This is a genomic window from Halomonas aquatica, assembly GCF_040196335.1.
Lineage (GTDB): Bacteria > Pseudomonadota > Gammaproteobacteria > Pseudomonadales > Halomonadaceae > Halomonas > Halomonas aquatica.
Map to the genome: position 1 here is coordinate 288,116 of NZ_JBEGCJ010000004.1, position 23,132 is coordinate 311,247.

Consider the following 23,132-nt stretch of genomic DNA (forward strand, 5'->3'; position numbering starts at 1 on the left):
AGTCGCTGCCCGAGCCGGGACTCGCCATTGTCGCCATGGGCCGTCGAGATGTCGGTGGCGACCGCCTGCCGCTGGCGCTGCGTCGCTACCGGGAAGGCGGCGCCCCGGACCAGACCCTGGCGGTCGATGGCTGGCGGGTGACGAAGCTGATGGACCAGCACGCCTTCTTGGCCTTGCCCGATGGCACCGGAGACGTGAGCGTTGGCGACATCGTCGCCTTCGGCATCTCCCACCCCTGCCTGACCTTCGACAAGTGGCGGCGCCTCTGCCGGGTCAACGAGGGCCTCGAGGTGGTCGAGGTCCTCGAGACCTGCTTCTGACGGCCTGGCCGAGTCTGGGCCGCTCCCTCGCCGGCGGAAACGGGCGGGTGGGTTTACACCGCTACCCCTCTAGGCTGGATTCGGAGTAGAGCACCCTCACCCGCTTGGTGTGGGCCACCTGACTCAGGGCCTTCAGGGCCCTGGGGCCATAGTCCTTGTCGACGTCGATGACCACGTAGCCGATGCGCTCGTTGGTCTGCAGGTACTGGCCGAGAATGTTGATGTCGTTCTCGCAGAGCACTCGGTTGATCTCGGAGAGCACCCCGGGCACGTTCTCGTGGATGTGCAGGAGGCGATGCTTGTCCGGGTGAGCCGGCAGGGCGACCTCGGGGAAGTTGACTGAGCTCACGGTGGTGCCGTTGTCGGAGTAGGTCACCAGCTTTTCTGAGACCTCGATGCCGATGTTCTCCTGGGCCTCGAGGGTGGAGCCGCCGATATGCGGCGTGAGGATGACATTGGCCAGGCCACGCAGGGGGCTCACGAACTCCTCGTCGTTGCCCTTGGGCTCCACGGGGAAGACGTCGACGGCCGCGCCGGCGAGACGCCCGCTTTTCAGGGCCTCGGCCAGGGCCTCGATCACCACCACGCTGCCGCGCGAGGCGTTGATCAGGATGCCGCCGGCCTTCATCAGGGCGATCTCCGCCTCGCCGATCATCCAGCGGGTGGAGGCCAGGTCCGGCACATGCAGACTGACCACGTCGGCGCGGGCCAGCAGGTCCTTCAGGCTGGCCACCTGGCGAGCGTTGCCCATGGCCAGCTTGGTCACCACGTCGTAGTAGATGACCTCGAAGCCCAGCGACTCGGCGAGCACCGAGAGCTGGGAGCCGATGCTGCCATAACCGATGATCCCCAGGGTCTTGCCCCTAGCCTCATGGGCATTCTTCGCCGACTTCTGCCAGCCGCCCTGATGGGCGTGGTGGCTCTTCTCGGGGATGCCGCGCAGCAGCATGATGGCCTCGGCCAGCACCAGCTCCGCCACCGAGCGGGTGTTGGAGAAGGGGGCGTTGAATACCGGAATGCCGCGCACCAGGGCGGCGTCGAGGTCGACCTGGTTGGTCCCGATGCAGAAGCAGCCCACCGCCACCAGCTTCTCGGCGGCATCGAAGACGCGCTCGTTGAGCTGGGTCCGCGAGCGGATGCCGATGAAGTGTACGTCGCGGATCTTCTCGATCAGCGACGCCTCGTCCAGCGAGGTCGGCAGGTGTTCGATGTTGGTGTAACCGGCATTGAGAAGATTGTCCACCGCGCTCTGGTGGACGCCCTCGAGCAGCAGGATCTTGATCTTGCTCTTGTCCAGGGACGTTTTGGCCATGGTCGATTCAACCCCTTCTTCGGCGCGCGCCGCATGCATGTGTCATGAAGATGCCATGAGCCTGGGGCCTGCCGGTGACACTTGGCCCGGGGCAAGACAGGCTCGAAACAGGGCACGCATGTTACCACAGCCGGCATGAGCCACGATGAAAATGCTGTGTGCCCCGGATGAGCGGCATGCATGTTGTGCCGGTCCCCGGGGCAGACGACCCCCCGGGGAGAGCGTGTATACTGTCCGCCCCAGGATCATCCACCGGCGAGATTAGGCGATGGCGGAACATCACAGTCAAGGCAGGGGCGGGGACGGTGACGAGCCGGCACCGGCCGACTTCGCTGCCACCGTCGAGCGGCTGGAGCAGCTCGTCGAGCGTCTGGAGTCCGGCGAACTGTCGCTGGAAGGCTCCCTCGCGGCCTTCGAGCAGGGCGTGCGCCTGACACGCGACGCCCAGCGTCGGCTCGACGAGGCGGAACTCCGGGTGCGCACCCTAACCGAGGGTGAGGCGGGCGGCGTGGACCTGCAGCCCTTCGCGGCGCCGCCTGCGGAGGACGATGGTGACCGCTGACGAGCTCGCGGCCCGTCTGGCCGCGGACCGTGCCCGGGTCGATGCCCGTCTCGAGTCGCTCTTCGCCGAGCGTGCGGCGCCCTCGCCACGGCTGGAGTCGGCCATGCACCACGCCCTGCTGGTGGGCGGCAAGCGGCTGCGACCGCTGCTGGTCTACGCGGCCGGCCGCGCCCTGGGCGCCGTGGATGACGATCTGGATGCCTCCGCCATGGCGCTGGAGCTGGTCCATGCCTACTCGCTGGTTCACGATGATCTCCCGGCCATGGACGATGACGACTTGCGTCGTGGCCAGCCCACGGTGCATCGGGCCTATGACGAGGCCACCGCCATTCTCGCCGGCGATGCGCTCCAGGCCCTGGCCTTCGAGGTGCTGGCGGCACGCGCCCACCCGCGAGCAGGCGTCCTGGTCGCCAGCCTGGCCCGGGCCGCCGGGCGCGATGGCATGGTGGCCGGCCAGTCACTGGACCTGGCCGCCGTGGGAGGGCATCCGCAAGTGGCCGCGCTGGCGGCCATGCACGGCCACAAGACCGGGGCCCTGATCCGCGTGGCGGTGCGCCTGGGCGGGCTGGTCGCGGTCGACGAGACCGACCCGCGGCTGGCGGCCCTGGATGCCTATGCCGATGCCATCGGGCTGGCCTTTCAGATCCACGACGATGTCCTCGACGTGACCGGCGACACCGTTACCCTGGGCAAGACCTCCGGGGCCGATGCCGCCAGGGCCAAGCCGACCTATCCGAGCCTGCTGGGGCTCGAGGGGGCTCGCCGCCGGGCCCTCGACCTGGTCGAGACGGGCGTGGCGGCCCTGGCGCCGCTGGGCGAGAGCGCCCATCCCCTGGCCGACCTGGCCCGCTACATGATCGAGCGTGACCATTGACACCACAGGGCCCACATGAAGCTGTTCGATGAGATTCCCGACGAGCGTCCGGCCACGCCGCTGCTCGATACCCTGGATACGCCGGCCGCGCTGCGTGCCATGAACGCCGGCCAGCTGGCCCGGGTGGCCGACGAGTTGCGCGCCTACCTGCTCTACAGCGTGGGCGTCTCGGGTGGCCACTTCGGGGCCGGCCTGGGCGTGGTGGAGCTCACCGTGGCCCTGCACCAGGCCCTGGAGACGCCCCATGATCGACTGGTGTGGGACGTCGGCCACCAGGCCTACCCTCACAAGATACTCACCGGTCGCCGTGAGGCGATGACCGGCATTCGCCAGTACGGCGGCCTTGCCGCCTTCCCCCGGCGGGCCGAGTCGGAATACGACACCTTCGGCGTCGGTCACTCCAGCACCTCGGTCTCGGCGGCCCTGGGCATGGCGCTGGCCGCTCGAACCCGCGGCGAGTCGCGCCGGGTCTGTGCGGTGATCGGCGATGGAGCCTTGACTGCGGGCATGGCCTTCGAGGCTCTGGCCCATGCCGGCCACGTGGATGCCAACCTGCTGGTGGTGCTCAACGACAACGAGATGTCGATCTCCGAGAACGTCGGTGGCATGGCCAGCTACCTGGCGCGCATCCTCACCAGCAAGCCCTACACCAGCATGCGCGAGGGCGGCAAGAAGGTGCTCTCCCACCTGCCCGGCGCCCTGGAGCTGGCGCGGCGCACCGAGGAGCACATGAAGGGCATGATCAGCCCCGCCACGCTCTTCGAGGAGCTGGGCTTCAACTACATCGGGCCCATCGACGGCCACGACCTGCCGCTGCTGGTCCATACCCTGCGTAACATGCGTGACCTGGAGGGGCCGCAGTTCCTGCACGTAAAGACCCGCAAGGGCAAGGGCTTCCTGCCCGCCGAGGCCGACCCCATCGGCTATCACGCCATCACGAAGCTGGAAAAGAGCGAGCCGGGAAAGAATGGCCAGACGCCCCCGCCGTTCAAGCCGGCCAGCCAGCAGGCGAGCCACAAGCAGAAATACTGCCGTGTCTTCGGTGACTGGCTGTGCGACATGGCGGCAGTGGACGAGCGGCTGGTCGGCATCACTCCGGCGATGCGGGAGGGCTCCGACCTGGTGCGCTTCTCGAAGGAGTACCCCGAGCGCTATTTCGACGTGGCCATCGCCGAGCAGCACGCGGTGACCATGGCCGCGGGCCTGGCCTGCGAGTCCATGAAGCCGGTGGTGGCGATCTATTCCACCTTCCTGCAGCGTGGCTACGACCAGTTGATCCATGACGTGGCGGTGCAGGAGCTTGACGTCACCTTCGCCATCGATCGCGCCGGCCTGGTGGGCGAGGACGGCCCCACCCACCATGGCAGCCTTGACCTGTCCTACCTGCGCTGCATCCCGGGAATGGTGGTGCTGGCGCCCGCCGACGAGGCAGAGTGCCGGGCGATGCTCAGTGCCGCTTACCACCATCCCGGTCCGGCGGCGGTGCGCTACCCCCGCGGTACCGGGCCGGGGGTCCAGACACCCGACCACCTGGATCCCATCGAGGTCGGCCGGGCCGAGTGGCGGCGGCGTTGCACTGGCCCCGAGAGGCGGGTGGCCCTGCTGGCTTTCGGCAGCCTCAACGGCGCGGCGGCGGAGGTGGCGGAGCGGCTCGAGGCCGGCCACCTCAACATGCGGTCGGTCAAGCCGCTGGATCGCGAGGCGGTGCTGGCGGCAGCCGACGAACACGACCTGCTGGTGACCCTGGAAGAGAACGTGGTCGCCGGCGGAGCCGGAAGCGCCGTCAACGAGTTGCTGATGGCCGAGGGTGTGCAGGTTGAGGTGCTCAACCTGGGACTGCCCGATGCCTTCGTCGAGCACGGCAAGCCCGCCGAGCTGCTCACCGAGTGTGTCCTTGACGCCGATGGCATCGAGGCGTCGATCCGCGCCCGATTATCCTGATCCTTCACCCTTTCTTTGCGAGGCTGAGATGTTCTTCCTGATACTGTTCGGTGCGCTGTTGGGTTTCCTGATCGGCGGTCCTCTGGGGCTGCTGGTCGGGGGTGGCCTCGGTTACTGGCTCGTACGGCGACTGCGCAGGAGTGTGCTGGGTCAGCTGGCCGGGGCCCGGGCCCAGTTCCTCGATTCGACCTTTGCGGTCATGGGCTGCATGTGCAAGGCCGATGGCCAGGTCACCGAGGCCGAGCTGGAGGCCTCCCGGCGGTTATGGGACCGCCTGCGGCTCGACGAGGCCCAGCGTGCCGAGGCCCGCGCCGCCTTCACCCGTGGCAAGGGTGAAGACTTCGACCTTGAGGCGGAGCTGGCCAGGGTCCGCAAGGTGGTGGGCCGCCAGCATGCCCTGCTGCAGGTGTTCCTGCAGGTCCAGCTCGAGGCGATCACCGCCGACGGTGAGTTGCACCCCGCCGAGCATGACATGCTGCTTCGCGTGGCCCGGGGCCTGGGCTGCTCCGAGGCCGAGATCGCCCAGATCGAGGCCATGCTGCGCGGCGGTCCCGAGGCGGCCGGTGGGCACAGCCTCTCTCTGGAGGATGCCTACCAGGTGCTGGGGGTCGACGCCGAGTCCAGCGACGCCGAGGTCAAGAAGGCCTATCGTCGCCTGATGAGCCAGAACCATCCCGACAAGCTGGCCGCCAAGGGGCTGCCCGAGAGCATGCGGGAGGTGGCCAAGGAGCGTACCGGCGAGATCGGCAACGCCTATGAGCGTATCCGCAAGGCGCGCGAGGCCGCCTGATCCCTGCCCGCCTGGAGGGGTCGGCGTGCATGCCGGCTCCTACCCGATGCAAAAGCCCCCGGATCTCCGGGGGCTTTTGCATTACTGGCGAGTGCGTTCCTGGTGAGGCCTCGACTGGTGGCCTCACGGGACAGACGCTCATGTTCATCGTTGGCGGCGAAGGATGCTCATGACGGGACCCTGTCCAGCCGGTGATAGTGATCGTCATGGGGCCTGGGGTGCGCTAGCGTGTCAGCATCGATGCACCGTGAACCGTGAAGGAGTCGCCCGATGATCACCCTCTACAGCTTTCCCGCCTCCCGCTCGCTGCGGGTGGCCTGGGCCCTCGAGGAGCTGGGGTTGGAGTACGAGTGTCGCCATGTGGACCTGGGTGGCGGGGAAGGTCAGACGGAGGCCTTCCTGGCTCGCCATCCCGACGGCAAGGTCCCGGTACTGGTGGATGGCGAGCTGACGCTGTTCGAGTCGGCGGCGATCTGCCGTTACCTGGCGGAGCGCTACGGCGAACCGGGAGGCCTGCTGCCGGCCTCCGTCGAGGATCGCGCCCGGGTCGACCAGTGGCTCTTCTTCATCATCGGTGAGCTGGAGCAGGCGCTCTGGACCCAGGCCAAGCACAAGTTCGTGCTGCCCGGGGAGCAGCGGGTGCCGGCGGTACTGCCTACCGCTGCCTGGGAGTTCCAGCGGGCGGTCAGGGCCCTAGAGCGGCGCTTCGACGGCGAGGGCTGGCTGGTGGGGGATCACTTCACCCTGGCGGACCTTCTGCTGGCCCATACCCTGAGCTGGGCCGTGCAGTTCAAGATGCGCCTGCCGGCGGCGCTGGAGGCCTATCGGCAGCGCGCCTCGGCGCGTCCGGCACTGGCTCCGGCGGTGGGGCGGGAGCGCACCGCTGCCGAGTCGGCATGAGTCCGGGTCAGGCCCCGAAGGGCAGCACATCGGTGTAGACCGCGAAGTAGTGGCAGGTGCTGCCCCCCATGACGAACAGGTGCCAGATCGCGTGGTTGAAGGGGATGGCGCTGATGGCATAGAAGGCTACGCCCAGGGTGTAGGTGATGCCGCCGGCGATCAGCAGGGCAAGGCCGGTGGTGGAGAGGCTGGCCGCCAGCTCATCGCCGGCCAGGACGACCAGCCAGCCCATCAGCAGGTAGAGGGCGACCCGCAAGGTGGCGAAGCGGTGGGGCCAGGCCAGCTTGCAGGCGATGCCCGCCAGGGCCAGCGTCCAGACGGTGGCGAACAGCGTCCAGCCCGTCGGACCGCGCAGGTTGACCAGCAGGAAGGGCGTGTAGGTGCCGGCAATCAGCAGATAGATCGCACAGTGGTCCATGGACTGGAATCGGCCCTTCAGGCGCGGATGGCGAACGCCGTGATAGACGGTGGAAGCCGTGTAGAGCAGCACCAGACTGGCGCCGTAGAAGCTGATGCCGACGATCTTCCAGGGGTCGACCTGGGCGGCCAGGCTGGCCAGCACGATCAAGACCACTACCCCGGCGAGGCTGAGCGCCGCGCCGATACCGTGGCTGATGCTGTGCAGCAGTTCTTCCAGGACACTGAAGGGCGTCTCGTCCAGGACACGGACGGGCTTCTCGCCATGGGGGATGGAGTGGGTCATCGGGAAGCCTCCTGCCGAGGAGCCGCCCCGATGTCGGGCCGTGCGACCCGGTGGCTCAGGGCTTGCGTTCGATATCCACATCGCTGGCCTGGGTGAAGTCGCCCAGCGCCATCATGTGGCCCAGTTTGCCGGCCTTGGTGGATAGGTACTGCTCGTTATGCGGGTTTAGACCTGTGGTCAGCGGAACACGTTCCATCACCACCACACCGGCCTGAGTCAGGGCGTCGACCTTGCGGGGATTGTTGGTCATCAGCCGCAGGGACGTGATGCCCAGATGGTCGAGCATCGGCACGCAGAGATCGTAGCGGCGCAGGTCGGCGGCGAAGCCCAGTTGCTCGTTCGCCTCCACGGTGTCGGCCCCCGCATCCTGCAGCTGGTAGGCGCGAATCTTGTTGAGCAGGCCGATGCCGCGACCCTCCTGGCGCAGGTAGAACAGCACGCCTCGTCCCTCTTCGGCAATGCGCTTGAGAGCTTCCTGCAACTGGAAGCCGCAGTCACAGCGCATGGAGAAAAGGGCATCGCCGGTCAGGCACTCCGAGTGAACCCGGCCCAGCACCGGCTCACCATCGGCCACGTCGCCCAGGGTGAGGGCGATATGGTCCTTGCCGGTCGCCTCATCCTCGAAGCCGTGCATGATGAAGGTGGCCCAGGGGGTAGGCAGCTGGGAGGCGGCGATGAATCGAATCGTCACGATGTACCTCAGTGGAAGACCACGGCATTGCCGAAGGGTGGATGCTCAGTCTATCAGGAAGGCCGGGCGGGCTCACCGTGTGCATCACGGGGCTCATCCCCGGCTTGCGCGATGGGGTACAATGTTGCTCACATTTTCCGTGGACGAGCGCCCGCATGGAACTCAAGAACGACCGCCTTCTGCGCGCCCTGGCGCGTCAGCCCGTCGACCGCACTCCGGTCTGGATGATGCGTCAGGCCGGCCGCTACCTGCCGGAGTATCGTAGGGTGCGTGGCCAGGCAGGCAGCTTCATGGACCTCTGTCGCAACCAGGAGCTGGCCTGCGAGGTCACCCTGCAGCCCCTGGAGCGCTTCCCGCTGGATGCGGCCATCCTATTCTCCGACATCCTCACCATCCCCGATGCCATGGGGCTGGGGCTCTACTTCGAGACCGGCGAGGGGCCGAAATTCCGCAAGCCGGTGCGCACCGCGGCGGAGGTGGACGCCTTGGCGGTGCCCGATGCGGAGCGAGACCTGGACTATGTGATGCGAGCCGTCTCGACCATCCGTCGTGAACTGAACGGCCGTGTGCCGCTGATCGGTTTCTCCGGCAGCCCATGGACCCTGGCCACCTACATGGTGGAGGGCGCCTCCAGCAAGGACTTCCGTCACGTCAAGACGATGCTCTACGACGCACCGGACGCCATGCACCGGCTGCTCGACATGCTGGCCCACGCGGTCACCGACTACCTCAACGCCCAGATCCGTGCCGGCGCTCAGGCGGTACAGATCTTCGACACCTGGGGCGGCGCCCTCTCCACTCCGGCCTACCTGGAGTTCTCCCTGCGCTACATGGAGCAGATCGTGGCCGGTCTGATCCGCGAGCATGAGGGGCGTAGGGTCCCGGTGATCCTCTTCACCAAGAACGGTGGCCAGTGGCTCGAGGACATCGCGGCGGCAGGTTCCGATGCCGTGGGCCTGGACTGGACCACCGAGCTCTCTTCTGCTCGCGCCCGGGTCGGCCATCGCGTCGCCCTGCAGGGCAATCTGGATCCCAACGTGCTCTTCGCCCATCCCTCGGCGATCCGCGCCGAGGTGGCACGTACCCTCGACAGCTTCGGCCATGGCCCCGGGCATGTCTTCAACCTGGGGCACGGGATCAACCAGTTCACCGATCCGGACCATGTCACGGCCTTCATGGATGCCCTTCATGACCTGAGCCCTTCCTACCACCGCAACATCGCCCATGACTGACGCGCCCTGGTGGCAGCGCTTGCCCTGGGGGGGCGGGAGAGAGTGGCGCCCCCTCTGGGTAGTGCTGGCCGTGCTGGCGTTCGTGGTGATCGCCTGGGGAAGCCTGACTCCGAGCAGCGAGCTTCCCGAGACGCTGCCCTGGGACAAGGCCAGCCACTTCATCGCCTACGCCGGCCTGGCGGGCCTGATCGGGCTTGCCGGGGTCCGTCTGCCGCTGGCCTTCCTCGTCGCCACCCTTTACGGGGTGGCCATCGAGTTTGCCCAGATTCCTGTGCCGGGACGCTTCGGAGGAGACTGGCGCGATATCCTGGCTAACGGCCTGGGGGCGGCATTTGCGGTGCTGGTGCTGCAGACCTTTCGCCGCTTCTGTCTTCGTCGCTCGGCCTAGGGCCGGCCGAACGGCACTGGGCCTAGATCAGCGGTTCGCGGGTCGCTACCGGTTCCGGCTGCGCGTCCCATGCGGGTGATGGCTGTGTGTCCCATGCCGGTACTGGTTGAGCTGCCCACGCCGGTGCCGGCTCTGTGTCCCATCCGGGTAATGGTTGAGCTGACCATGCTGGTTCCGGCTGATCGCCCAGCGCCAGGTCCAGGGCGGGCTCGCCGGGGTAATTCGGCGGCCGGTAGCGCTCGGCGGGTCTAACCACCCGAGGGCTGCCCAGCGCGCTCTCCTCTTCGGCATCGACATGTCGTGCCTCGCTGGTCCAGGCCGCCTCGTTGTCATGAACCGCCGGTCGCCGCTCCCAGGAGCGGGTGACCACGGCGCCGGGGGCGAAGCCGGGACGCTGCGCCTTGATGTGGTGTGGCAACAGGCAGAGTTCGGCCAAAAGGCGCAGGGTGACGGCGGCCAGCAGCCAGAGTCCTCCTGCCATGGCAAGTGTCGGCCAGGCGCTGTTCGCCTCTACGGACGGCCTGAGCCAGGACAGGCGGGGCACCAGCCACAGGGCGGTCGCGCCCAGCAGGCCGAGCTGCAGCAGCAGATGGCAGTTCAGCACGGTGGCGCGGGCCAATGGCCGGCGGGGAAACAGGAACTGTCGCATCGGGGTCCTCCCGGAGAATGCACAACGTCACGATGAGTCGCACCGACCTCCGTGTCGGTCGGTGCGAGATGCTACCCCAGATTCCGTTGTCCTGCAGTCCTGTCATGCCGTCATCGTCTCAGGTTGACCAACCCCGGGGGGCTTGCCAATGTTGAATGAGAGGCGGAGGTCGGTGTCCCGACGGGCGGACTTCCGTCGACTCACCTTTATCGAGGAGCGGCTATGACTACCTATATCGTGGTGGCTGATGCGGCGCGGGCCCGCCTGTTTACTCGTGATGGCATCAATATCAGCGAGACGGACGGCCTGCTCCATGCCGAGGGTCGCCTGCACGAGGGGGATCTGGTGACGGACCGGGAGGGCGATGTCCGCGAGTCGACCACGGGCCGCAGTGCCGGCGGGGAGAGCGTGGCCACCCAGCACCACGAGGAGGTCTTCGCCCGCCAGGTCGCCGATCGGCTCTATCGCGCCCGGGTCGAGAATCGCATGGAGAAGCTGATCCTGGTCGCCCCGCCGCGTTTCCTCGGTCAACTGCGCGACAAGGTCGACGGCCCGACCGCCAAGCTGGTGATCCATACCCTGGCCAAGGATCTCACCAAGGCCTCCCTCGCCGATATCCAGGAGGCGGTCAGCGACCTCCGCTAGTGCCTGCCCGTGTCATCCACTCGCGGCCCGGCCCTGTTGCCGGGCCGTCCTGCGTCAGGGGACCTGGGGCAGGTCGATCTGATCGCTGCGGCGAACGCCCTCGGTCATCTGGCGGCACAGCTTGAGGAATTCGCGCATGCCGGTGGCCAGGTACTTGTGGCGGTGCCAGATGAAGCTGAACTGGCGACTCAGGTCCAGCTCCGGGGTGACGATGGGTACCAGGCTGCCGCGGCGGAAGGCGTCGCGCAGGGCGAGCCTCGAGACACAACCGATGCCGAGCCCCGACTCTACCGCTCGCTTGATGCCCTCGGTGTGCTCCAGTTCGAGCAGGATGTTGAAGCGCCCGCGACGATGCCGGGCGGCCTGTTCCAGGGTCAGCCGAGTGCCGGAGCCCTGCTCTCGCATGATCCAGGCCTCGCGCAGCAGGCGATCCAGCTCCACTGGGCCTGTGGTGGCAAGCGGGTGGCGCGGTGAGCAGAATACCGCCAGCTCGTCTTCCACCCAGGGCTGGGTGATCACGTCCTCCTCCTCGCACTGTCCCTCGATCAGTCCGAGGTCGAGCTCATGCTGGCGAATGCTCTCGATGATGGTTCGGGTGTTGCGCACCGAGAGCCGTACCCGGCTGCCCGGGTGGCGCTGCATGAAGTCGCTGATCAGCAGGGTCGCCAGGTAATTGCCGATGGTCAGGGTAGCGCCCACGTCCAGGGTGCCGATTCCCTGTTGTCCACGCAGCAGTTCCTCCACTTCCTCGGCGCGGTCGAGCAGGGCCACCGCCTTGGGCAGCAGTTGGAAGCCCAGGGCATTGAGCTTCAGGCGCTTGCCGATGCGATCCAGCAGCCGGCAGTCGAACTGGCGCTCCAGCTCGGCCAGGGCGGTGCTGGTCGCCGACTGGGAAAGCGCCAGGGAGCGGGCCGCACGTGAGACGCTCTCGTTCTGGGCGACGGCAACGAAGACCTCCAGCTGGCGCAGTGTATAACGCATGACGTTTCTCGCAGGCTATGATATCGAAATTATAGATAAGTATTATCCATACAATCCATTTAACAGATAACCTTCCGGCCCTTAGAATTGCCTTAACAATATATTTGGCTTATTTATTCGTTTATAGAATATAAAAGGAGTCGGGATGAGCAAGTTCGCGCTTGAGGACGTTCTCAGTGTGCATCACTGGAACGACACCCTGTTCAGTTTCCGCACCACCCGGGAGCGCAGCCTGCGCTTCAAGAATGGCCAGTTCGTCATGATAGGCCTCGAGGTGAACGGTAAGCCGCTGATGCGGGCCTACTCCATTGCCAGCCCCAACTACGAGGACCATCTGGAGTTCTTCAGCATCAAGGTGCCAGATGGTCCCCTTACCTCGCGCCTCCAGCACCTCGAGGTCGGCGACCAGATCATGGTCAGTCGCAAGCCCACCGGTACCCTGGTCACCGATGACCTTCTGCCGGGGCGTAACCTCTACCTGCTCTCTACCGGGACCGGCCTTGCGCCGTTCATGAGCCTGATCCAGGATCCTGAGGCCTACGAGCGCTTCGAGAAGATCGTGCTGGTCCATGGCGTCCGCAACGTCAGCGAACTGGCCTACGCCGACTTCATCCAGAAGGACCTGCCCGCCCATGAGTATCTGGGCGAGGAGATCAGCGAGAAGTTGGTCTACTACCCCACGGTGACCCGGGAAGAATTCCACACCATGGGGCGGCTGACCGACCACATCCGCAGCGGCAAGCTGGCCGAGGACACGGGGCTTCCGGCCATCGACCCCAAGCAGGATCGCGCCATGATCTGTGGTAGCCCGGCGATGCTCGACGACACCAGCCACCTGCTCGACGAGCTCGGCTTCACCATCTCGCCGCGCATGGGTGAGCCCGGCGACTACGTGATCGAGCGGGCGTTCGTCGAGAAGTGAGCAGCGCCAAGCCGCCCGGTCATGGGCGGCAGGTATCGAGATGGAAAAATGAAAACCCCGCCGGATCGAATCCGGCGGGGTTTTGCGTTGCTATCGGCAATGCCGATGACAGCAGTCTGCGGCGCTACGCGCTTAGACTGCGTCCTTGCCGGTCTCGCCGGTGCGGATGCGGATCACCTGCTCCAGAGCGGTGACGAAGATCTTGCCGTCGCCGATCTTTCCGGAGTTGGCCACCTGGGTGATGGCATCGATCACCTTCACCGCCATGTCGTCATCCACGGCCACCTCGAGCTTGACCTTGGGCAGGAAGTCCACGACGTATTCGGCGCCGCGGTAGAGCTCGGTGTGGCCCTTCTGGCGGCCGAAGCCCTTGACCTCGGTAACGGTGATGCCCTGGACGCCGATCTCGGAGAGCGATTCCCGGACGTCGTCGAGCTTGAACGGCTTGATGATGGCGGTCACCAGTTTCATGGTCTTGATCCTCGTCCTGTCCGTTGGTCGGTGGCGTTGGACGCCACCCTGGCTGCGTTCATTGTGCCAGAGCATACACCCGCTGCGGGAGGAATAAAAAAAGCCCCCCGAAGGGGGCCAGGAGGAGCGTGGGCTCACTCGCGTAGGTGTCTTACTTCTTGGAGGCACTGAACTCGGGGTAGGCTTCCAGGCCGCACTCGGTCAGGTCGACCCCTTCGTACTCTTCCTCTTCGGTGACCCGGATGCCCATCACGGCCTTGAGGATAAACCATACGATCAGGCTGGCCAGGAACACCCAGAAGAAGATGCCGAGGATACCGATGATCTGCGGACCGAAACTGGCACCGCTATTGGTCAGCGGTACGGCCAGCACGCCCCAGATGCCCACCACCCCGTGTACGGAGATGGCACCCACCGGATCATCAAGCTTCAGCTTGTCCAGGGCCACGATGGCGATCACCACCAGCAGGCCACCCGCGGCGCCGATGAACACGGAGCCCAGCGCACTGGGGGACAGCGGATCGGCGGTGATGGCCACCAGGCCAGCCAGGGCGCCGTTCAGGGCCATGGTCAGGTCGGCCTTGCGGAACCACATCTTGGCCAGGATCAGCGCGGCGATCACGCCGCCGGCGGCGGCCGCGTTGGTGTTGACGAATACCTGGGCCACGTTGTTGGCGGAGGACACGTCAGACATCTTCAGCTCAGAGCCGCCGTTGAAGCCGAACCAGCCCATCCACAGGATGAAGGTACCCAGGGTGGCCAACGGCAGGTTGGCGCCGGGGATGGCATAGATGCTGCCGTCCTTGCCGTACTTGCCCTTACGCGGGCCGAGCACCATCACGCCTGCCAGGGCCGCGGCCGCACCGGCCAGGTGCACGATGCCGGAGCCTGCATAGTCGGAGTAGCCGACCTCGGCCAGCCAGCCACCGCCCCAGGTCCAGTAGCCGGACACCGGATAGATGAAGCCAGTCATGACCACGGCGAAGGCCAGGAAGGCCCACAGCTTCATGCGCTCGGCGACGGCACCGGAGACAATGGACATGGCGGTCGCCACGAACACCACCTGGAAGAAGAAGTCCGAACGCATGGAGTAGTAGGGGGCGCCATCGCCGCCGGCGAGCACCGCTTCGACCCCGTTCTCGCTGCCGATAAGCGCGCCCAGGCTAGGCAGGAAGCCGCCGGCATCGCTGGAGTACATCAGGTAGTAGCCCACCAGCAGGTACATGGTGCATGCGATGGCGAACAGGGCGATGTTCTTGGTCAGGATCTCGGCGGTGTTCTTGGAGCGCACCAGGCCTGCCTCGAGCATCGAGAAGCCGGCGGCCATCCACATCACCAGCACGCCGCAGATCAGGAAGTAGAAGGTATCGAGCGCATAGCTCAGCTCGGGTAGTTCACTCATGGGTGTCTCTCCACGTCAGAAATGGGAAGGGGTGGTCAGACGGCATCGGCACCGCGTTCACCGGTGCGGATGCGGATCACGTCCTCCAGAGGCGTGACGAAGACCTTGCCGTCACCGATCTTGCCGCTGTTGGCCGCACTGCAGATGGCATCGAGCACGGTTTCGAGTCGTGAGTCGTCAACCGCGATCTCGACCTTGACCTTGGGCAGGAAGTCGACGACGTACTCGGCGCCACGATAGAGCTCGGTATGGCCCTTCTGGCGGCCGAAGCCCTTGACCTCGGTAACGGTGATGCCCTGGACGCCGTTGTCGGCGAGTGCCTCACGGACGTCGTCGAGCTTGAATGGTTTGATGATGGCGGTGATCAGCTTCATTCCGAATCTCCCTTGCTGGAATATGGGCTGGCATGGTGCCGCCCGACAAGTGGCTGCCCTGTTTAAGCGATAACCATGCCAGATTTTAAAATTTTCATTTTAAATCATATGGATGTGACGAGTTATTGTGTGTGGACGGCGGCGGGACGAACGAGGTCGATGGCGATGATGATTCATTGTGGTGCATTTATCAGAATGACTGCGCACCATAAGTGAGCATAGAAGGGTGATGCGTGGTGCCGGAGGCTTGCGTATCCTCTTGTCAGGCATCCAATCACGTTTCAGGAGAGACACCATGGTGAGCCATGATCGCATCAGTCGCTTGGCCCAGCAGATCGGTGACCGGCTGCAGGGTGCTTCCCAGGCGCCGGAAGAGGTACAGAAGGGCATCCAGCAGGTGGTCAAGGGCGCCTTCGACCGCCTGGAGCTGGTGTCCAGGGAGGACTTCGACATCCTGATGGACGTGCTCCAGCGCACCCGGGCGCGGGTCGAGGCGCTGGAGCAGCAGGTGGCGGCGCTGGAGGAGGGGCTGGATGGAGCCACCTCTCGGGAGACTTCACCGAGCGAGCCTGCAGAGGCGCTGCCGGAGACACCAAGCGCCGAGTCGAGCCCCGAGGAGGACGCCGGCGCCGGCGAGACCGACCGCTGATCCTCTGCCTGCCCTGTCCCCTATCAATCGTGCCCGGGCGCACCCCGCCGGCCTGGACTAGCCTGAAGTCAGACAGGCGGCGAGGGATCGCGCATGACGCTGGCAATCATCCACACCCGGGCCAGCCTCGGACTCGAGGCGCCCGAGGTGCTGGTCGAGGTGCATCTGGCCAATGGCCTGCCCGGCATTACCCTGGTGGGGCTGCCTGAGGCCGCCGTCAAGGAGAGCCGCGAGCGGGTACGCAGTGCCCTGATCAATGCCGGCTTCGACTTCCCCCTGCGACGCATCACCCTCAACCTGGCCCCCGCCGATCTGCCCAAGGAGGGCGGCCGCTTCGACCTGCCCATCGCCCTGGGGCTGCTGGTCGCCTCGGGCCAGGTGCCGCGCGAGGCCCTCGAGGGGATAGAGTGCGCCGGGGAGCTGGCTCTCGATGGTCGGCTGCGGCCGGTGACCGGGGTACTGCCGATGGCCATGGCAACATGCCATGCGCGCCGCCGGCTGATCGTGCCCCGGGCCAACGCCGACGAAGCCGCCCTGGCAGGCGACCTCGATGTGCTGCCCGCCGATCACCTGCTCGAGGTGGTGGCCCACCTGCTGGGCCAGGAGCCCCTTCTCCCGCACCGTTCGTCAGGTCCCGCCCCCTCGACGGAGCCGGGCCCCGACCTGGCCGAGGTAAGGGGGCAGCATCAGGCCCGGCGTGCGCTGGAGGTGGCCGCCGCCGGCGGTCACAACCTGCTGTTCGCCGGCCCGCCGGGGACCGGCAAGACCATGCTGGCCAGTCGCCTGCCGGGCATCCTGCCGCCGCTCTCCGAGCAGGAGGCCCTGGAGGTGGCGGCGATCCGCTCGGTCAGCGGGCTGGCGCATGCCGAGCAGTGGGGCGTGCGCCCCTTCCGTGCCCCGCACCACACCGCCAGCGCCGTGGCCCTGGTAGGCGGCGGCTCGAAGCCGCGCCCCGGCGAGATCTCCCTGGCCCATCGTGGCGTGTTGTTCCTGGACGAACTGCCGGAGTTCTCTCGACACGTGTTGGAGGTGATGCGCGAGCCCATGGAGTCGGGGCAGATCCATATCGCCCGGGCCAGCCACGAACGACGCTTTCCTGCCGGCTTTCAGCTGGTAGCGGCCATGAATCCCTGCCCCTGTGGGCATCTGGGCGACCCACGCCAGCCCTGCCACTGCACCGCTGCCCAGATCCAGCGGTATCAGGCACGACTTTCCGGCCCGTTGCTCGACCGCATCGACCTTCAGGTGGAAGTGCCGGCGCTGGCGCCGGAGCAGTTGACCTCCCGTGAGCCGGGCGAGTCCTCGATGGTGGTGCGCGAGCGGGTGCTGGCGGCGCGGGCGAGACAGGCGACGCGCGGGGTGCTCAATGCGCAACTGGCCGGACGAGCCCTGGAGGAGGCCTGTGCCCTTCGGGCAGGGGATCGGGCCTGGCTGGCCGGTGTGCTGGAGCGGCTCAAGCTGTCGGCTCGGGCCTACCATCGGGTGCTGCGGGTGGCCCTGACCCTGGCCGACCTGGCCGGCGAGGGGCGCCCCGGGCGCGATCAGCTGATCGAGGCCATCGGCTATCGTCAACTCGACCGGCTGCTGAAGCGATGACGGGCACCGCGATCAGAGCGCCGTGGCGTCCAGGGCTCCGCTGATCTCCGCGCGCCAGGCGGGTTCGTCGCGTCCCGTGCGGCGCAGCTCCAGGTTCAGGCGATAGGGCAGCAACTCGCGATCCGAGAGCCTCAGGCGGGGGCCGTCGGCCATCAGGCGGGTGTCCAGTCGCCACTGGTTGTCGTGGCCGCCCTGCGCCATGGCCTCACGCCATTCCAGCACCTGGGGGCCACTCGAGACCGCCAGCAGGGCCCGAGTCAGGCTCTCGAGCAGGCGCTCGTCGGTGAACCCCAGCCTGGCGTCGACCTCCGGCATGGCCAGCAGCAGGACCTGATCGACGGCCGGACGCGCCAGGGGCGGCGTCGCCGTGACCTGATCGGCGGCGCGTTCGCTCAATCCCAGCAGGGCCTGGCGCGCGGTAGCCGGCTGCTGCGGGGAGCCGGCACAGCCGGCGAGCAGCAGGGTCAGCAGCAGGGTCAGGTAGCGCATGGCGCACTCCCCTCGCCTTTCGGGGCACCGGAAGGCTCCAGCGTCGCGACGAATCGGTCGAGTACCGAGAACAGTTCGCGGCGAATAGGCTCGGCCTCATTGACCAGGTGGTGGCGGGCCTCGGGGTGGCGATGGATCTCGGCGTTGGGGAACTTACGTGCCAGCACCGTGAGGTTCCATTCCCAGTCCACGGTCAGGTCCTGCTCGCCCTGCAGGATCAGGGTTGGGACGGGACTCGGTGGCAGCGCCAGCAGCTGCGGCATCCAGCGGCGCATGGCACCGATCCAGTCCATCACCAGGCGGTCCGCCTGGAGGGGATCGCCGTCGCGCAGGAAGTCCGCGAAATCGGCATCCGTGGAATTGGCGCGGAACTTGCGCGGCACAGAGTTCACGAAGGGGCCCACCAGAAGGTGCAACCAGTTCGACTGGCTCCAGCCCCAGGGGCGAACCAGCGGTGCGAGCAGCGCCAGTCCCGACCAGTGGCCGTCGTCGCCGCGGGTCAGGGCGTCGGTGGCGAGAATCGCCGCCCCGGTGCTCTGCCCGATGCCTAGCCACGGGCGTGGCGCCAGCCCCTCGTCCTGCAGATGTTGCTGCAGCCGTTGCAGGCAGCTGCCATAGTCATTGAAGTCGTCGATGGAGGCGCGCCGGCCGCTGGAGAGGCCATGACCCGGCAGGTCCCAGAGCACGACCCGCCAGCCCCGCGCGAGCAGGCGTTCCAGCAGGTGGCGGTAGAGGCCGAGGTGGTCGAAGTAGCCGTGCACGATGAAGGCCGTGCCGATGGGCGACTCGGGACTCCAGACCTGGGTCCAGAGGCGAAAGTCGCCCGCCTCCAGATAGCCCACGTAGAGGCCTACCCGCTCGGCGAGCAGGGGTGCCAGGCCATAGTGGCCCAGATAGCGTTCCAGGGCCTGACCGGATAGGTCCGCGGGGGCGAGGGGCCCCAGGGCCTGCAGGGGGGTAAAGTCGCTCATCGGTTTCTCCGCAATGCCCGTTCATGCTAGCGCCAAGCCGGCGGCTCCACCAGCGAAGCCTGAGAGGACGGGCCATGGGCCTCATCATTTGGTCTAGCTTCTGGCCCCTCATGGCGGCTGCGGCTTTACATGTGGAAGCAATTTCCACAAAATCGGTGTTACGCAGTCATCTTTCCCTGTCCGGCCGGTCGGTGCCAGGGGGCACCGAACAGCCAAGCATGAGGAGTACGACCCATGACCCAACGCATTACTCGCCATCGCCTCCAGGTGGCCGCCGAGCTGGACCGCTTCATCAACGAACAGGCCCTGCCCGGGTCCGGCGTCGACCCCGAAGCCTTCTGGAGCGGCGTGGATGCCCTCTTCCATGACCTGGCCCCGCAGAACCGCCAGCTGCTCGCCGAGCGTGACCGCTTCCAGGAGAAGCTCGATACCTGGCATCGAGAGAACCCGGGCCCTGTCCGCGACATGGCCGCCTACCGCGCCTTCCTCAAGGAGATCGGCTACCTGGTGGAGGCGCCGGCCAAGGTCGGCGTGACCACCACCAATGTCGATCACGAGATCGCCACCCAGGCCGGCCCGCAGCTGGTGGTGCCTGTCAACAACGCCCGTTATGCCCTCAACGCCGCCAACGCGCGTTGGGGCAGCCTCTACGACGCCCTCTATGGCACCGACGCCATCTCCGAGGACGATGGTGCCGAGAAGGGCGCAAGCTTCAACCCGAAGCGTGCCGAGAAGGTCATTTCCTATGCCCGCGGCGTGCTGGACCGTGCCGCCCCGCTGGCCACCGGCTCCCACCACGATGCCATCAAGTACGTGCTGCGTGACGGCCATCTGGTGGTTTCTCTGGAGGGCGGCCGCGAGACCGGCCTCAAGGATTCGGGCAAGCTGGTGGGCTTCAGCGGCGCCACCGACAGTCCTGAGTCCATCCTGCTGGTCAACCATGGCCTGCACCTGGAGATCCAGATCGATCCGAGCCACCCGATCGGCAAGACCGACCCGGCCGGCGTCAAGGACGTCATCGTCGAGGCCGCGCTGACCGCCATCATGGACTGCGAGGACTCCGTGGCGGCGGTGGACGCCGAGGACAAGGTCGGTGTCTACGCCAGCTGGCTGGGCCTGATGAAGGGCGACCTGGAGGAGCAGGTCGAGAAGGGCGGCAAGACCATCACCCGTCGCCTCAATGCCGATCGCACCTGGCACAACACCGACGGCGGCACCGTCACTCTGCCTGGGCGCTCGCTGATGTTCGTGCGCAACGTGGGCCACTTGATGACCACCCCGTCGCTGCTCGACGCCGAGGGCAACGAGCTGCCCGAGGGCATCCTCGACGGCATCGTTACCGGCCTGCTTGCCTTGCATGACCTGAAGAAGGGCGAGGGCGAGCCGCGCAACTCCCGCACCGGCTCCATGTACATCGTCAAGCCGAAGATGCACGGCCCGAAGGAGGTCGCCTTCTCCAATGCGCTGTTCGGTCGCATCGAGGACATCCTCGGCATGGATCGTGACACCCTGAAGATGGGCATCATGGACGAGGAGCGTCGCACCTCGGTCAACCTCAAGGCCTGCATCGCCGAGGCGCCCTCCCGGGTGGTGTTCATCAACACCGGCTTCCTCGACCGCACCGGCGACGAGATGCACACCGCCATGGAGGCGGGCCCGATGATCCGCAAGGGCGACATGAAGGGGTCCGCCTGGATCCAGGCCTACGAGAAGAACAATGTCCAGGTCGGCCTGGCCTGCGGCCTGCGCGGCCGCGCCCAGATCGGCAAGGGCATGTGGGCCATGCCGGACCTGATGGCCGCCATGCTCGAGCAGAAGATCGGCCACCCCAAGGCCGGGGCCAACACCGCCTGGGTGCCGTCGCCGACCGCCGCGACCCTGCATGCCCTGCACTACCATCAGGTGGACGTGGCGGCCCTGCAGCGCGAAATGGAAGGCCAGGGCGATACTGCCCACCGCGAAAAGCTGCTCGATGATCTCCTCACCGTGCCGGTCGCCGAGAAGCCCGAGTGGAGCGACGAGGAGATCCAGCAGGAGCTGGACAACAACTGCCAGGGCATCCTCGGCTACGTGGTGCGCTGGGTCGAGCACGGCGTGGGCTGCTCCAAGGTGCCGGACATCCATGACGTGGGCCTGATGGAAGATCGTGCGACCCTGCGCATCTCCAGTCAGCACATCGCCAACTGGCTGCACCACGGCGTGGTCGATGCCGCCCGCGTCAAGGAGACCCTGGAGCGCATGGCCAAGGTGGTCGACCAGCAGAATGCCGGCGACCCGGAGTATACGCCGATGAGCGCTGACTTCACCGCCTCGACCGCCTTCCAGGCGGCCAGCGACCTGATCTTCAAGGGCCGCGAGCAGCCCGCCGGCTATACCGAGCCGCTGCTGCACCACTGGCGCGCGGTGCACAAGGCCAAGTAAGTCCGCCGCGGGCAGTAACGGGCCCACCCCGGGCCCGAACCGACACGCCCCCATGGTGCTGCCATGGGGGCGTTTTCGTGCGCGTATGGCGTTGACGCGCTCGACGTTTGGCCACTGTCGAGCGCGAGCGGGCTTCGCTATGGTAGGGGCCCGCCTTGACCACCCCCGCCGGGAGCCCAGCCATGACCGTGATGACCGCCGCCGCCATCGAGGACTTCCTCGACGAGATATTTCCCCAGCGCACCGGGACGATCGAGGGCGTCGACGAGATGCGGGCCACCATGAGCCTGGCCATCGAGGACGAGCACCTGCGGCCCGGCGCCAGTGTCTCCGGCCCCACCCTGATGGGCCTGGCCGATGTCTGCCTCTATGTGGCGATCCTCGCCCAGATCGGCCCCGAGCCGATGGCCGTGACCAGCGACCTGCACTGCCGCTTCCTTCGCCGGCCCCGTGGCGATCGCGATGTCATCGCCAATGCCCGCATCCTCAAGTTGGGTCGACGCTTGGCGGTGGGGGAGGTGCAGCTCTTCTCGGCGGGCGATGATCGCCCGGTGGCATTGGTCACGGCAACCTATGCGCTGCCTGATGGCGACTGATCGCCGGGCCGGGCGCGCCGCACCGACGCCGCCAGGGCCAGCCAGCCGGCCATCAGCAGCACCCCGCCGAACGGCGTGACCATGCCCAGCTGACGCATGCCCGTGAATGCCATGGCATAGAGCGAGCCCGAGAAGAGCAGCATGCCTGCCCCCCACAGGCCCAGGGCGAGTCGCTGCCCGGCCAGCGGCCTCGAGGCCCTCCAGGCCAGCACGGCGAGCAGGGCCAGGGTATGCCAGGCCTGGTAGCGCACGCCGGTCTCGAAGGCGCTCATCAGCCGCGGCGTCAGCTGCCCTGCCAACGCATGGGCGCCGAAGGCGCCGGCTAACACCACCAGGGCGCCGGAGAGGGCGCTCCCGAACCACCAGCCTCTGTCCTGCATGGATGCGTCTCCGTGTTCTTCCCGGGTTGCCGGTTGGTCGCTCACCGTACCCCGGGCGCGAGTAAGTCGCTACAATGTCGCCCCCGATTCACCTCTGGCAACGAGTTTCCTCCAGCCCATGAGCGACCCGCGACACGACGACAAGACGAACGGCCCCGAGGGGCCCGAGGCCCCGCTGCATCGACGCGGCATCAAGAGCTATGTGCTGCGTGCCGGCCGCATGACCCAGGCCCAGACCCGCGGGCTCGAGGAGGTCTGGCCGCGCCTGGGGCTGACGCTGGCCGATGGCCTTCAGGACCTCGATCCCCTGTTCGGACGCCATGCCCCTCGGGTGCTGGAGATCGGCTTCGGCATGGGCGCCTCGCTGGTCGAGCAGGCCGAGCGCCACCTCGATACCGACTTCATCGGTATCGAGGTGCATGCGCCCGGCGTGGGCAAGCTGCTAGACGAGGCCGACAAGCGCGGCCTGACCAATCTCCGGGTCTATCGCGAGGATGCCCTGGCCGTCCTCGAGCAGTGCCTAACCGAGGCGAGCCTCGACACCCTCCAGCTGTTCTTCCCCGACCCCTGGCCCAAGAAGAAGCACCACAAGCGGCGCATCGTGCAGCCGGCCTTCGTCGAACTGGTCCGCACCCGGCTCAAGCCGGGCGGTACCCTGCACATGGCTACCGACTGGCAGGCCTATGCCGAGTGGATGGCCGAGGTCATGCAGGCGGCCCCCGGCTTCGCGAACACCGCCGCTACCAAGACGGCCCCCTTCGTGCCCCGCCCCGACTTCCGTCCGTTGACCAAGTTCGAGGCACGAGGCGAGAGGCTCGGCCATGGCGTCTGGGATCTGATCTTCCAGCGGGTCGACTGACCGCTCGTGACCCC

Annotated in this window: 26 protein-coding genes; 15 read left to right on the top strand and 11 right to left on the bottom strand. The window is 66.9% G+C overall.

What is annotated here, in order from left to right:
• Positions 1-5: 5 nt before the first annotated feature.
• The gene (locus ABE960_RS10335) at positions 6-320 is read left to right on the top strand and encodes a type III PLP-dependent enzyme domain-containing protein (RefSeq protein WP_349762357.1); all 315 of its coding nucleotides are present in this window, start codon (positions 6-8) and stop codon (positions 318-320) included.
• A gap of 61 nt (positions 321-381) precedes the next feature.
• On the opposite strand, the gene serA is transcribed toward ABE960_RS10335, so the two are convergent.
• Positions 382-1,632, bottom strand: coding sequence for a phosphoglycerate dehydrogenase (gene serA, locus ABE960_RS10340; protein ID WP_349762178.1), 1,251 nt, complete (start codon positions 1,630-1,632; stop codon positions 382-384).
• Between the two features lie 268 nt (positions 1,633-1,900).
• Between serA and ABE960_RS10345 the strand changes: the two genes are divergently transcribed.
• From ABE960_RS10345 to ABE960_RS10365, 5 genes are all read left to right on the top strand, one after another.
• Positions 1,901-2,194, top strand: coding sequence for an exodeoxyribonuclease VII small subunit (locus ABE960_RS10345; protein ID WP_349762179.1), 294 nt, complete (start codon positions 1,901-1,903; stop codon positions 2,192-2,194).
• Complete coding sequence (locus ABE960_RS10350) at positions 2,181-3,068, top strand: farnesyl diphosphate synthase (protein WP_349762180.1); 888 nt, start codon at positions 2,181-2,183, stop codon at positions 3,066-3,068. Before ABE960_RS10345 ends, ABE960_RS10350 begins: the two co-directional genes overlap by 14 nt.
• A 15-nt stretch (positions 3,069-3,083) precedes the next feature.
• The gene (gene dxs / locus ABE960_RS10355; RefSeq protein ID WP_349762181.1) at positions 3,084-5,009 is read left to right on the top strand and encodes a 1-deoxy-D-xylulose-5-phosphate synthase; all 1,926 of its coding nucleotides are present in this window, start codon (positions 3,084-3,086) and stop codon (positions 5,007-5,009) included.
• A gap of 28 nt (positions 5,010-5,037) precedes the next feature.
• The gene (djlA, locus tag ABE960_RS10360; RefSeq protein WP_349762182.1) at positions 5,038-5,799 is read left to right on the top strand and encodes a co-chaperone DjlA; all 762 of its coding nucleotides are present in this window, start codon (positions 5,038-5,040) and stop codon (positions 5,797-5,799) included.
• A 270-nt stretch (positions 5,800-6,069) separates the two neighbouring features.
• Entirely contained in the window at positions 6,070-6,699 is a 630-nt protein-coding gene (locus tag ABE960_RS10365) for a glutathione S-transferase family protein (RefSeq protein WP_349762183.1), read from the top strand.
• A 7-nt stretch (positions 6,700-6,706) separates the two neighbouring features.
• On the opposite strand, the gene trhA is transcribed toward ABE960_RS10365, so the two are convergent.
• Together trhA and ribA are read right to left on the bottom strand one after the other, a co-directional pair.
• Positions 6,707-7,402 (bottom strand): PAQR family membrane homeostasis protein TrhA, encoded by a 696-nt coding sequence (gene trhA / locus ABE960_RS10370; RefSeq protein WP_349762184.1) that lies wholly within the window; start codon positions 7,400-7,402, stop codon positions 6,707-6,709.
• 55 nt (positions 7,403-7,457) lie between these two features.
• Complete coding sequence (gene ribA / locus ABE960_RS10375) at positions 7,458-8,093, bottom strand: GTP cyclohydrolase II (RefSeq protein ID WP_349762185.1); 636 nt, start codon at positions 8,091-8,093, stop codon at positions 7,458-7,460.
• Between the two features lie 155 nt (positions 8,094-8,248).
• On the opposite strand from ribA, the gene hemE reads away from it, so the two are divergent.
• Both hemE and ABE960_RS10385 read left to right on the top strand, forming a co-directional pair.
• Positions 8,249-9,325, top strand: a complete 1,077-nt coding sequence (gene hemE, locus ABE960_RS10380) for a uroporphyrinogen decarboxylase (RefSeq protein WP_349762186.1) — start codon at positions 8,249-8,251, stop codon at positions 9,323-9,325.
• Positions 9,318-9,713: a VanZ family protein gene (locus ABE960_RS10385; protein WP_349762187.1), complete on the top strand. Its 396-nt coding sequence runs from the start codon at positions 9,318-9,320 to the stop codon at positions 9,711-9,713. Before hemE ends, ABE960_RS10385 begins: the two co-directional genes overlap by 8 nt.
• A gap of 22 nt (positions 9,714-9,735) precedes the next feature.
• Here ABE960_RS10385 and ABE960_RS10390 read toward each other — a convergent pair whose 3' ends face one another.
• Positions 9,736-10,362, bottom strand: coding sequence for a hypothetical protein (locus ABE960_RS10390; RefSeq protein ID WP_349762188.1), 627 nt, complete (start codon positions 10,360-10,362; stop codon positions 9,736-9,738).
• Between the two features lie 222 nt (positions 10,363-10,584).
• On the opposite strand from ABE960_RS10390, the gene ABE960_RS10395 reads away from it, so the two are divergent.
• The gene (locus ABE960_RS10395) at positions 10,585-11,007 is read left to right on the top strand and encodes a host attachment protein (RefSeq protein WP_349762189.1); all 423 of its coding nucleotides are present in this window, start codon (positions 10,585-10,587) and stop codon (positions 11,005-11,007) included.
• Between the two features lie 54 nt (positions 11,008-11,061).
• On the opposite strand, the gene ABE960_RS10400 is transcribed toward ABE960_RS10395, so the two are convergent.
• Positions 11,062-11,988, bottom strand: a complete 927-nt coding sequence (locus tag ABE960_RS10400) for a LysR family transcriptional regulator (RefSeq protein ID WP_349762190.1) — start codon at positions 11,986-11,988, stop codon at positions 11,062-11,064.
• A gap of 145 nt (positions 11,989-12,133) precedes the next feature.
• Between ABE960_RS10400 and ABE960_RS10405 the strand changes: the two genes are divergently transcribed.
• The gene (locus ABE960_RS10405) at positions 12,134-12,910 is read left to right on the top strand and encodes a ferredoxin--NADP reductase (protein ID WP_349762191.1); all 777 of its coding nucleotides are present in this window, start codon (positions 12,134-12,136) and stop codon (positions 12,908-12,910) included.
• Positions 12,911-13,042: 132 nt separating this feature from the next.
• Here the strand turns inward: ABE960_RS10405 and ABE960_RS10410 are convergent, their stop codons facing one another.
• The 3 genes from ABE960_RS10410 to ABE960_RS10420 form a co-directional block, all read right to left on the bottom strand.
• The gene (locus ABE960_RS10410) at positions 13,043-13,381 is read right to left on the bottom strand and encodes a P-II family nitrogen regulator (protein ID WP_349762192.1); all 339 of its coding nucleotides are present in this window, start codon (positions 13,379-13,381) and stop codon (positions 13,043-13,045) included.
• A 151-nt stretch (positions 13,382-13,532) separates the two neighbouring features.
• Positions 13,533-14,783, bottom strand: a complete 1,251-nt coding sequence (locus ABE960_RS10415) for an ammonium transporter (protein WP_349762194.1) — start codon at positions 14,781-14,783, stop codon at positions 13,533-13,535.
• A gap of 35 nt (positions 14,784-14,818) precedes the next feature.
• Positions 14,819-15,157 carry a P-II family nitrogen regulator gene (locus tag ABE960_RS10420; protein ID WP_349762195.1) on the bottom strand — a complete coding sequence of 113 codons (339 nt, stop codon included), beginning with the start codon at positions 15,155-15,157 and terminating at the stop codon, positions 14,819-14,821.
• Positions 15,158-15,452: 295 nt separating this feature from the next.
• Here ABE960_RS10420 and ABE960_RS10425 point away from each other — a divergent pair, with 295 nt between their 5' ends.
• A complete protein-coding gene (locus ABE960_RS10425) occupies positions 15,453-15,806 on the top strand; it encodes an accessory factor UbiK family protein (RefSeq protein ID WP_349762196.1) in 354 nt (117 codons plus the stop codon).
• Positions 15,807-15,899: 93 nt separating this feature from the next.
• Positions 15,900-17,402, top strand: a complete 1,503-nt coding sequence (locus tag ABE960_RS10430) for a YifB family Mg chelatase-like AAA ATPase (protein WP_349762197.1) — start codon at positions 15,900-15,902, stop codon at positions 17,400-17,402.
• 12 nt (positions 17,403-17,414) lie between these two features.
• Here the strand turns inward: ABE960_RS10430 and ABE960_RS10435 are convergent, their stop codons facing one another.
• Together ABE960_RS10435 and ABE960_RS10440 are read right to left on the bottom strand one after the other, a co-directional pair.
• On the bottom strand, positions 17,415-17,891 hold the full coding sequence (locus ABE960_RS10435) for a hypothetical protein (RefSeq protein WP_349762198.1): 477 nt from the start codon (positions 17,889-17,891) through the stop codon (positions 17,415-17,417).
• Positions 17,879-18,862 carry an alpha/beta hydrolase gene (locus tag ABE960_RS10440; RefSeq protein ID WP_349762199.1) on the bottom strand — a complete coding sequence of 328 codons (984 nt, stop codon included), beginning with the start codon at positions 18,860-18,862 and terminating at the stop codon, positions 17,879-17,881. Before ABE960_RS10440 ends, ABE960_RS10435 begins: the two co-directional genes overlap by 13 nt.
• A gap of 234 nt (positions 18,863-19,096) precedes the next feature.
• Between ABE960_RS10440 and ABE960_RS10445 the strand changes: the two genes are divergently transcribed.
• Together ABE960_RS10445 and ABE960_RS10450 are read left to right on the top strand one after the other, a co-directional pair.
• Positions 19,097-21,283, top strand: coding sequence for a malate synthase G (locus tag ABE960_RS10445; RefSeq protein WP_349762200.1), 2,187 nt, complete (start codon positions 19,097-19,099; stop codon positions 21,281-21,283).
• A gap of 182 nt (positions 21,284-21,465) precedes the next feature.
• Positions 21,466-21,879 (top strand): PaaI family thioesterase, encoded by a 414-nt coding sequence (locus ABE960_RS10450; protein ID WP_349762201.1) that lies wholly within the window; start codon positions 21,466-21,468, stop codon positions 21,877-21,879.
• Here the strand turns inward: ABE960_RS10450 and ABE960_RS10455 are convergent.
• On the bottom strand, positions 21,855-22,259 hold the full coding sequence (locus ABE960_RS10455; RefSeq protein WP_349762202.1) for a DUF423 domain-containing protein: 405 nt from the start codon (positions 22,257-22,259) through the stop codon (positions 21,855-21,857). The two genes, ABE960_RS10450 and ABE960_RS10455, sit on opposite strands and share 25 nt — an antisense overlap.
• Before the next feature lie 118 nt (positions 22,260-22,377).
• On the opposite strand from ABE960_RS10455, the gene trmB reads away from it, so the two are divergent.
• Positions 22,378-23,118 carry a tRNA (guanosine(46)-N7)-methyltransferase TrmB gene (trmB, locus tag ABE960_RS10460; RefSeq protein WP_349762203.1) on the top strand — a complete coding sequence of 247 codons (741 nt, stop codon included), beginning with the start codon at positions 22,378-22,380 and terminating at the stop codon, positions 23,116-23,118.
• The last annotated feature ends 14 nt before the right edge of the window (positions 23,119-23,132 follow it).